This window comes from Blautia sp. aa_0143 (assembly GCF_004167315.1).
Taxonomy (GTDB): Bacteria; Bacillota; Clostridia; order Lachnospirales; family Lachnospiraceae; genus Blautia_A; species Blautia_A fusiformis.
In genome coordinates, this window is sequence record NZ_RCXU01000056.1 from 1 (window position 1) to 6,849 (window position 6,849).

The window sequence follows — 6,849 nt, forward strand, 5'->3', positions numbered from 1 at the left end:
TTTTGATACCCAATTTTCAACCTGTATAAAATTTTCAATGTTCTTTCAATTTAGCCTTGACTTTTTATTTGCAGGCTTAATTGAAGTGAAAAAATATATACTTTATCGAACTCTGAATAAAATTTCACTTCTGTTTCAAGATATGCTTCCCAACTGCCATATGGAAACTCATTTGCAAATATGCACAATGTTTTCATAATATCTAACTTTTCAAACTCCCTGTATTTGATACATAATTTTATAAATACTCTATTTTAATTTCATTTCAATATTTTTCAGTATACTATTCAATGTAATTTCACACTCTTCATGATTATTACCCTGTACTATCACTTGGCCTATACAATCATTAGAATTTTCAAATACTCTTATGTTGTCCCCTTCATGTTTAAAAAATGTTATTTCTAAAACATCTTCACTGTCATTATTATTTGATTTTATATAGTCAAGAATACCTCCCTGATGTGTTTCCAAAATCATCTTTGCAAGTCCGGCTTTTGTAGTCTCACGTTTCTTTTCCCAATACTCCAACGGATTTTCTCCAACAGCCATTGCTGCGATCATTTTGTAATATTCGATTCCAAAGTTGATTTCCACAAGCTCTGGAAGGCAGTTTGCACCTACACGTCCGGTAAGCTCAATGACATACACTTTATTATCCCGGAGGATCAGATCCACATTTACTGCACAGTTATTTAATCCCAATGCCTTGATTGCGCTTTTTACTGCTATTTCTGTCTGTTTGTGAACATCTTCATCACAGTCAAGCGGAACATAATGGCCTACCGGTACTGCCGTATGGCTCATATAAGTTTCGTCACCATGTGGCATAACAAAAAGTACCTCATTGTTATATACAAATGCCTGCGCACCAAATTCCCATCCTTCTATGAACTCTTCTACAATACAGTACGATCTTTTTGTTAATCCCATTGCTGCATGAAATCCGTCATAGGCATCTTTTTCTGTTTTTGCTATGTAAATTCCATTACTTCCCTGTAAATCCGTTGCTTTAATGATCACTGGTAATTTAATTTTATCCAATGCATTTTTTAATTCCTCTTCACTGGAAATTTCAAAATACTGTGCTGTACTTACACCGTATTCCATAAATGCTTTTTTCATTTTTGACTTATCATTACACATGATGGCTGCTTTTTCCGGAAGTCCTGTTAATCCTAAAGAATCACAGGTTTTTCCAAGAGCTGAAATCCCTGTATCCAGACAGCAAGTAGCCACTCCGTCCAATTTAAGCTTCGCTGCTTTTTTAGCAACCTCATCAGGATTTGCGATATTCATAAAGCACACTTCATCTGCCAGAGGAATTCCTGGAGGATTATTATCAGGCATGGTTCCTGCAATTGTTGTGATTCCCATCTCTTTTGCTGCTTTATATAGTCCGATCTGTCCTCTTCCAGCACCTAATACTAAAAGTCTTTTTCCTTCAACACCCATTTTTTCTTCTCCCTTCTAATTTGTATAAACATTTTTTCTGCATACTACAGTTTCAATTGTTTTAAAGAAAATCTTCAAATCTCCCAGAAATGTTACTTTTTGTGCATATTTTGCATCCAAAGCCAGTTTGTCCTCCTGCGAAATATTATTTCGATAATAGGCCTGTGTATACCCTGTAATGCCTGGTTTTACTTTTAAACGATCTTTTCTTTTCTGGTCATACTCAGACAATGGTCTGTCTGTTGTTACTGGCCTTGGTCCGATCCAGCTCATGTCTCCTTTCAGAATATTAAATACCTGCGGTAGCTCATCAACTGAAATTTTTCTCATCAGCTTTCCGATTTTTGTTACTCTTGGATCATCTGCACTGTTAAAAGTTGAATTATCCTTATTTCTAATATCTGGCGCATTTACCTTCATGGAACGAAGCTTATACATATTAAAGATTGTCCCGTCTTTTCCCCTTCTCTTTGCCAGATAAAAAATTGTTCCTCTGTCCTCCAGCCAGATCAGTGCCCCAAAAATAATACAGACTACTAATACGATTGGCAGTGCAATGACTGCAAATATAACATCCAAACATCTTTTTATGTATCTTTCATACATGAATTTATACTTCCCTTACTCCATTTCTATTTCTATTAAATCCAGTGCTTTTTCACATATTTCTACAGCCTCTTCAGCTGTATCTGCCTGAGCGATTACAAAGCCGCTGCGATCTCCACTACTCTTTATGCCATTCATTTTTTCCCCGATCCCATGTACAACATAAATCTGTTTTACACCTGGAATCTTTCTGGCTTCTTCAAGTCCCCTGATATCTCTGATGAAACCTTGCTCAACTCTAAAATATCTTATAGCAGATGCTTTATGAAATTTAGGCTCTAAGTCTGCAGTTTCACCAAGTGCAATTCGTATACAACTTTCAACCATATCTACACCTGTGGAAAGAGGCGTAAGATAAGTCGTAATATTATCTCCTCCCAGCCGCGCTCCAAGCTCTACAACTTTAGGTCCATCCTTCGTTATTTTGATTTCTGTATGGGATGGTCCATTTGAAATACCAATTGCGTGATTCGCTGCAATAGCCACCTCCGCTATCTGCTTTTTTATTTCTTCTGTATGACCTGATGGCTGTGAATGTCCCATTTCTACAAAATATGGTGCATCTGTTGTCAGCTTATCTGTAATCTGAATAACATGGCATACGCCGTTGACACTTAAAGTTTCTACACTTACCTCTGATCCTTCCATATACTCTTCAACCATGAGATCTCCGGACCTTGAAGATTCCTTACTGTAGTTATAAGCCTTTTCCACAGTTTCACTGTCATAATCTTTAAGCAGATCGATTCCCCTGCTTCCCGAATTATCTGCCGGTTTTATAATACATCGATAACCTGCTTCTTTTATTTTTCCTACTGCTTCCAGATATTCTTCTTTAGTAGATACTTTGTAAAATACAGGAATTGGAACACCTGCTTTTTTCAGTGCCTTCCGCATTTCTGCTTTATTTGTTGCTTTCACAGCTGTATCTGCACTGATTCCAATCAAATTCATTTCCTTTGCCACTGCCGCTACTGCTCTCATTGGCATATCCGTAGCAAGTGTCATGATTCCATCAATAGCATGTCTTTTTGCGGCTTTCACTATCTCAGGTATATCAATCGTGCTTATGATTTCTTTTTCGATTCCTTCTGTCTGAAAGCCTACTGCGTCCGGATTCATATCGACAACTACAACTTCCAGACCCATTTCCTTTGCCTTTTTTATCGCTGGAAGCTGTAATATACTTGCTCCCAAAATCATGATTTTTTTCATTTAATATATTCCTTCACAATCCCACAAAACATCTCACACACATACTCCACTTCCTCATCCGTCAACTTCGTATGCAACGGCAATGTGATCTCATTTTCAAATCGCTTATAAGCATTCGAGTAATCCTTGATATCAAATCCCATATTTTTATAAGCAGTCATCATTGGCAGTGGTTTGTAATGTACGTTGCAGGCAACCCCTTTTTCTGCCATTTTGACGATGATCTCGTGTCTCTGCTCCAGATTGATTCCCGGGATTCTGGTGATGTACAGGTGTCCGGAGGACTGATGCTCTTCGTTGTAATGATCCAGTACTTCGATGCCAAGTGGTTTAAATGCTGCATCATATCTGCTGATGATCTCTTTTCTTCGTGCAAGGAGACCTTTATACCGTTTCATCTGCGCCAGTCCGATTCCGGCAACTACATCGGTCATATTGCATTTAAACCAAGGTCCGATGATGTCATACTCCCAGGCGCCAAGCTGTGTTTTGGCAAGGGCATCCTTTGACTGACCATGAAGTGATAACAGCTGGTACTGATGATAGATTTCTTCATTATCAATTCCTTTGATATCTCTCCATGCCACAGCGCCGCCTTCCGCTGTCGTAAAGTTTTTCACTGCATGGAAGCTGAAGTTTGAAAAATCCGCAATGCTGCCCACTGGTTTTCCATGCCAGGTCGCACCAAATGCATGGGCTGCATCTGCCATTACGATAACTCTTCCGATTGCTTCCTGAAGCTTATTGGCTGGATGGAAAAGCTTCTTTTTCTCTTCTACGATAGAGAAGATCCTGTCATAGTCGCATGGCACTCCGCCAAGATCCACCGGAATGATCACTTTTGTTTTTTCTGTAATAGCTTCTGCCAGCTTGTTATAATCCATTTCCAGAGAATCTTCCTGTGTATCAATAAGAACCAGCTTTGCCCCGACATGACACACCACCGATGCACTTGCGGTATAGGTATAAGCGCAAGTAATCACTTCATCGCCTTCGTGAATTCCCAGAAGACGAAGTGTCATTTCCGCACATGCAGTCTGCGAATTCAGGCATACAGCTCTATTGGTACCGTATAAATCCGCAACTTCTCTTTCCAGTTCTTTTGTTTTCGGGCCTGTTGTGATCCATCCGGATCTTAAAGCCTCTGCTACCTGTTCGATTTCTGCCTCTGTAATATCTGGCGGTGAAAATGGGATTTTCATTTTTTCAACACTCCTTCGTTTTCGTATATATATAAATTATTGATCAGTTATCAATTCTTCTCCGCAGCCACAGCCGCCTCACTCATCAGCTCCTCATACACCTTCTTATGCAGCTTCAGGTCGGAATCCGCAGAGTGATAGGTCGGTACGATCGCGGCTACGATGTCTCGGATCTTTTCGCTGTTGGCGTAGCCATATGCTGCCAGGACTTCCAGCTGTTTGAAGAATTCCTGTACGTCCATTTCGATGGGTTTGCCGATGTGGATGAGGTCGTTTGGAGTTTTCTCCATGCCTTCTTCGGCCATCAGCTTTTCTTCGTAGAGCTTTTCGCCTGGGCGGAGACCGGTGTAGGTGACTTTGATGTCTACGTCCGGGGTGTAGCCGGAAAGCTTGATCAGGTTTCGGGCAAGGGTGTCGATCTTTACCGGGGCTCCCATGTCCAGGACGAAGATCTCGCCGCCTTTGGCGTAGGTTCCTGCCTGGAGGACAAGGCTTACGGCCTCCGGAATGGTCATAAAGTAACGGATGATGTCCGGATGTGTGACGGTGACAGGACCGCCTTTTTCGATCTGGCGCTTGAACAGCGGGATCACGCTTCCGTTGCTGCCCAGAACGTTTCCGAATCGTACAGCTACGAATTCTGTGCCGGTTCCTGCTTTCGATGTATGGTTCTCACTTACATATGCCTGGCCTTCGTTGTCGTGAAGTGCATCCAGGGTTTCTTTTCTGTGTCCGCCAAGTCGTGGCAGCCAGTCGGTGTGTCCGTTGTGGCTAACCATGTTCATGCTCTGGACTACCATTTCGCAGAGTCGTTTGCTGGCGCCCATGATGTTGGTCGGGTTTACGGCCTTGTCGGTACTGATCAGCACAAATCGCTGGCAGCCGTTCATCATTGCCGCATATGCAGTCTTATAGGTTCCTACCACATTGTTCTTGATCGCCTCACATGGGCTGTTCTCCATCAGCGGCACGTGCTTATGTGCGGCTGCATGATATACGATTTCCGGCTTATAGGTTTCAAATACCCAGTTGATCCTTTTGCTGTCACGGACGGAGCCAATTAGTACCTTCAGGTTCAGGTTCGGATAACTGGCCTTCAGTTCCTGCTCAATGTCGTAAGCGTTATTTTCATAAATATCGAAGATCACCAGAAGCTCCGGCTCATGACCTGCGATCTGACGGCAGAGCTCGCTTCCGATGGAACCGCCGCCTCCTGTTACCAGGATCCTTTTGCCCTTCAGATACTGAAAGATCTCTGACATGTTGACTTTGATGGTGTCTCGTCCGAGAAGATCCTCCACTGCTACTTTTTTCATCTTGCTCAGGGATACTTCTCCGTTTACAAGCTGATATACACCAGGAAGCTGCTTCAGCTCGCAGCCGGTTTCCTTGCAAATGTTCAGGATATCCCGCTTCTGATGCGGTGTTGCCGTCGGGATCGCAAGAAGGATCTGATTGATATGATACTTGTCCACATTGAGAAAAATATCGTCTCTTCCGCCTACCACCGGAACGCCTTCCATGTATCTTCCCCATTTATTCGGATTGTCATCGATCAGGCAGCGTACTCTGGAATTGGTTTCCTTTGCATTCTGAAGCTCCCGGACAATGGTCCTTCCCGCTTCTCCTGCACCGATGATCATCACGTTTTTGCTCCGCTCCGCACGCTCGCTCTTTTCTCTGCGGTTCCGCTCAAGAAGTACAAAACGATAGGAGAAACGTACGCCTACAGTCAGGAAAAACTGCAACATGATACCGATCAGATAATAGGAAGCCGGCATCCGTCCCCAGAAGATCGTGATACCCACAATATGCAGAACGCCAGTGATCACAGTTGCTACCGTGATCTTGATCAGCTCATGGAAGCTTGCGAAACGCCATACACTGTTATACAGATGCATGCATCCGAACACTGCCAGGATGATAATGGTATAGATTGGTGCAAAACTCCTCCACGCGACAAAATAGTCTGTGGGGATCGAGGAATACCGAAAATCGAATCTCACCAGCAGCGCCATAAAATAAGAAAAATTAACAGCTATCATGTCATAGATGATCAGATATATCGCAATTACTTTCCAATGTTCTAACTTCTTCATACTTCCTCCGGTCTGTCTTACTGTTTCTGCATAATCCCTGATGTATTCTTCCTGCTCTTTGTCTTCTGTCTGCTTTTCCCTGGGACTTTGTTTTGCCAGCGCCAGAAGCAGGACCGAGAACGCAAGAAGTACTACGATCAGCATGATCAATAAAATCTGCATTTTTTACTTCCTCTTTTATATTTATAACTTATCTAGGCGTTTGCGAAACGCCACAAGCCGCATAAATACGGCATTTTTTGTTACCTATAAACAAATAACTCCTCACCGGA

At 42.3% G+C, this 6,849-nt stretch carries 5 protein-coding genes; all 5 read right to left on the reverse strand.

Annotated features, from left to right (window positions below; translation table 11 throughout):
- Positions 1-249 precede the first annotated feature (249 nt).
- Genes EAI83_RS16675 through EAI83_RS16695 form a run of 5 tightly spaced genes read right to left on the reverse strand, consistent with a single transcriptional unit; the run spans position 250 to position 6,577 of the window.
- Entirely contained in the window at positions 250-1,455 is a 1,206-nt protein-coding gene (locus EAI83_RS16675; RefSeq protein WP_129976242.1) for an ATP-grasp domain-containing protein, read from the reverse strand.
- A 15-nt stretch (positions 1,456-1,470) separates the two neighbouring features.
- The gene (locus EAI83_RS16680) at positions 1,471-2,061 is read right to left on the reverse strand and encodes a sugar transferase (RefSeq protein ID WP_022426282.1); all 591 of its coding nucleotides are present in this window, start codon (positions 2,059-2,061) and stop codon (positions 1,471-1,473) included.
- Between the two features lie 15 nt (positions 2,062-2,076).
- Positions 2,077-3,276 (reverse strand): ATP-grasp domain-containing protein, encoded by a 1,200-nt coding sequence (locus EAI83_RS16685; protein ID WP_092069194.1) that lies wholly within the window; start codon positions 3,274-3,276, stop codon positions 2,077-2,079.
- Positions 3,273-4,478, reverse strand: a complete 1,206-nt coding sequence (locus EAI83_RS16690; protein WP_129976244.1) for a DegT/DnrJ/EryC1/StrS family aminotransferase — start codon at positions 4,476-4,478, stop codon at positions 3,273-3,275. The genes EAI83_RS16685 and EAI83_RS16690 overlap by 4 nt, the downstream gene beginning before the upstream one ends.
- Positions 4,479-4,528: 50 nt before the next feature.
- Positions 4,529-6,577 (reverse strand): polysaccharide biosynthesis protein, encoded by a 2,049-nt coding sequence (locus EAI83_RS16695; RefSeq protein ID WP_334295416.1) that lies wholly within the window; start codon positions 6,575-6,577, stop codon positions 4,529-4,531.
- Positions 6,578-6,849 lie beyond the last annotated feature (272 nt).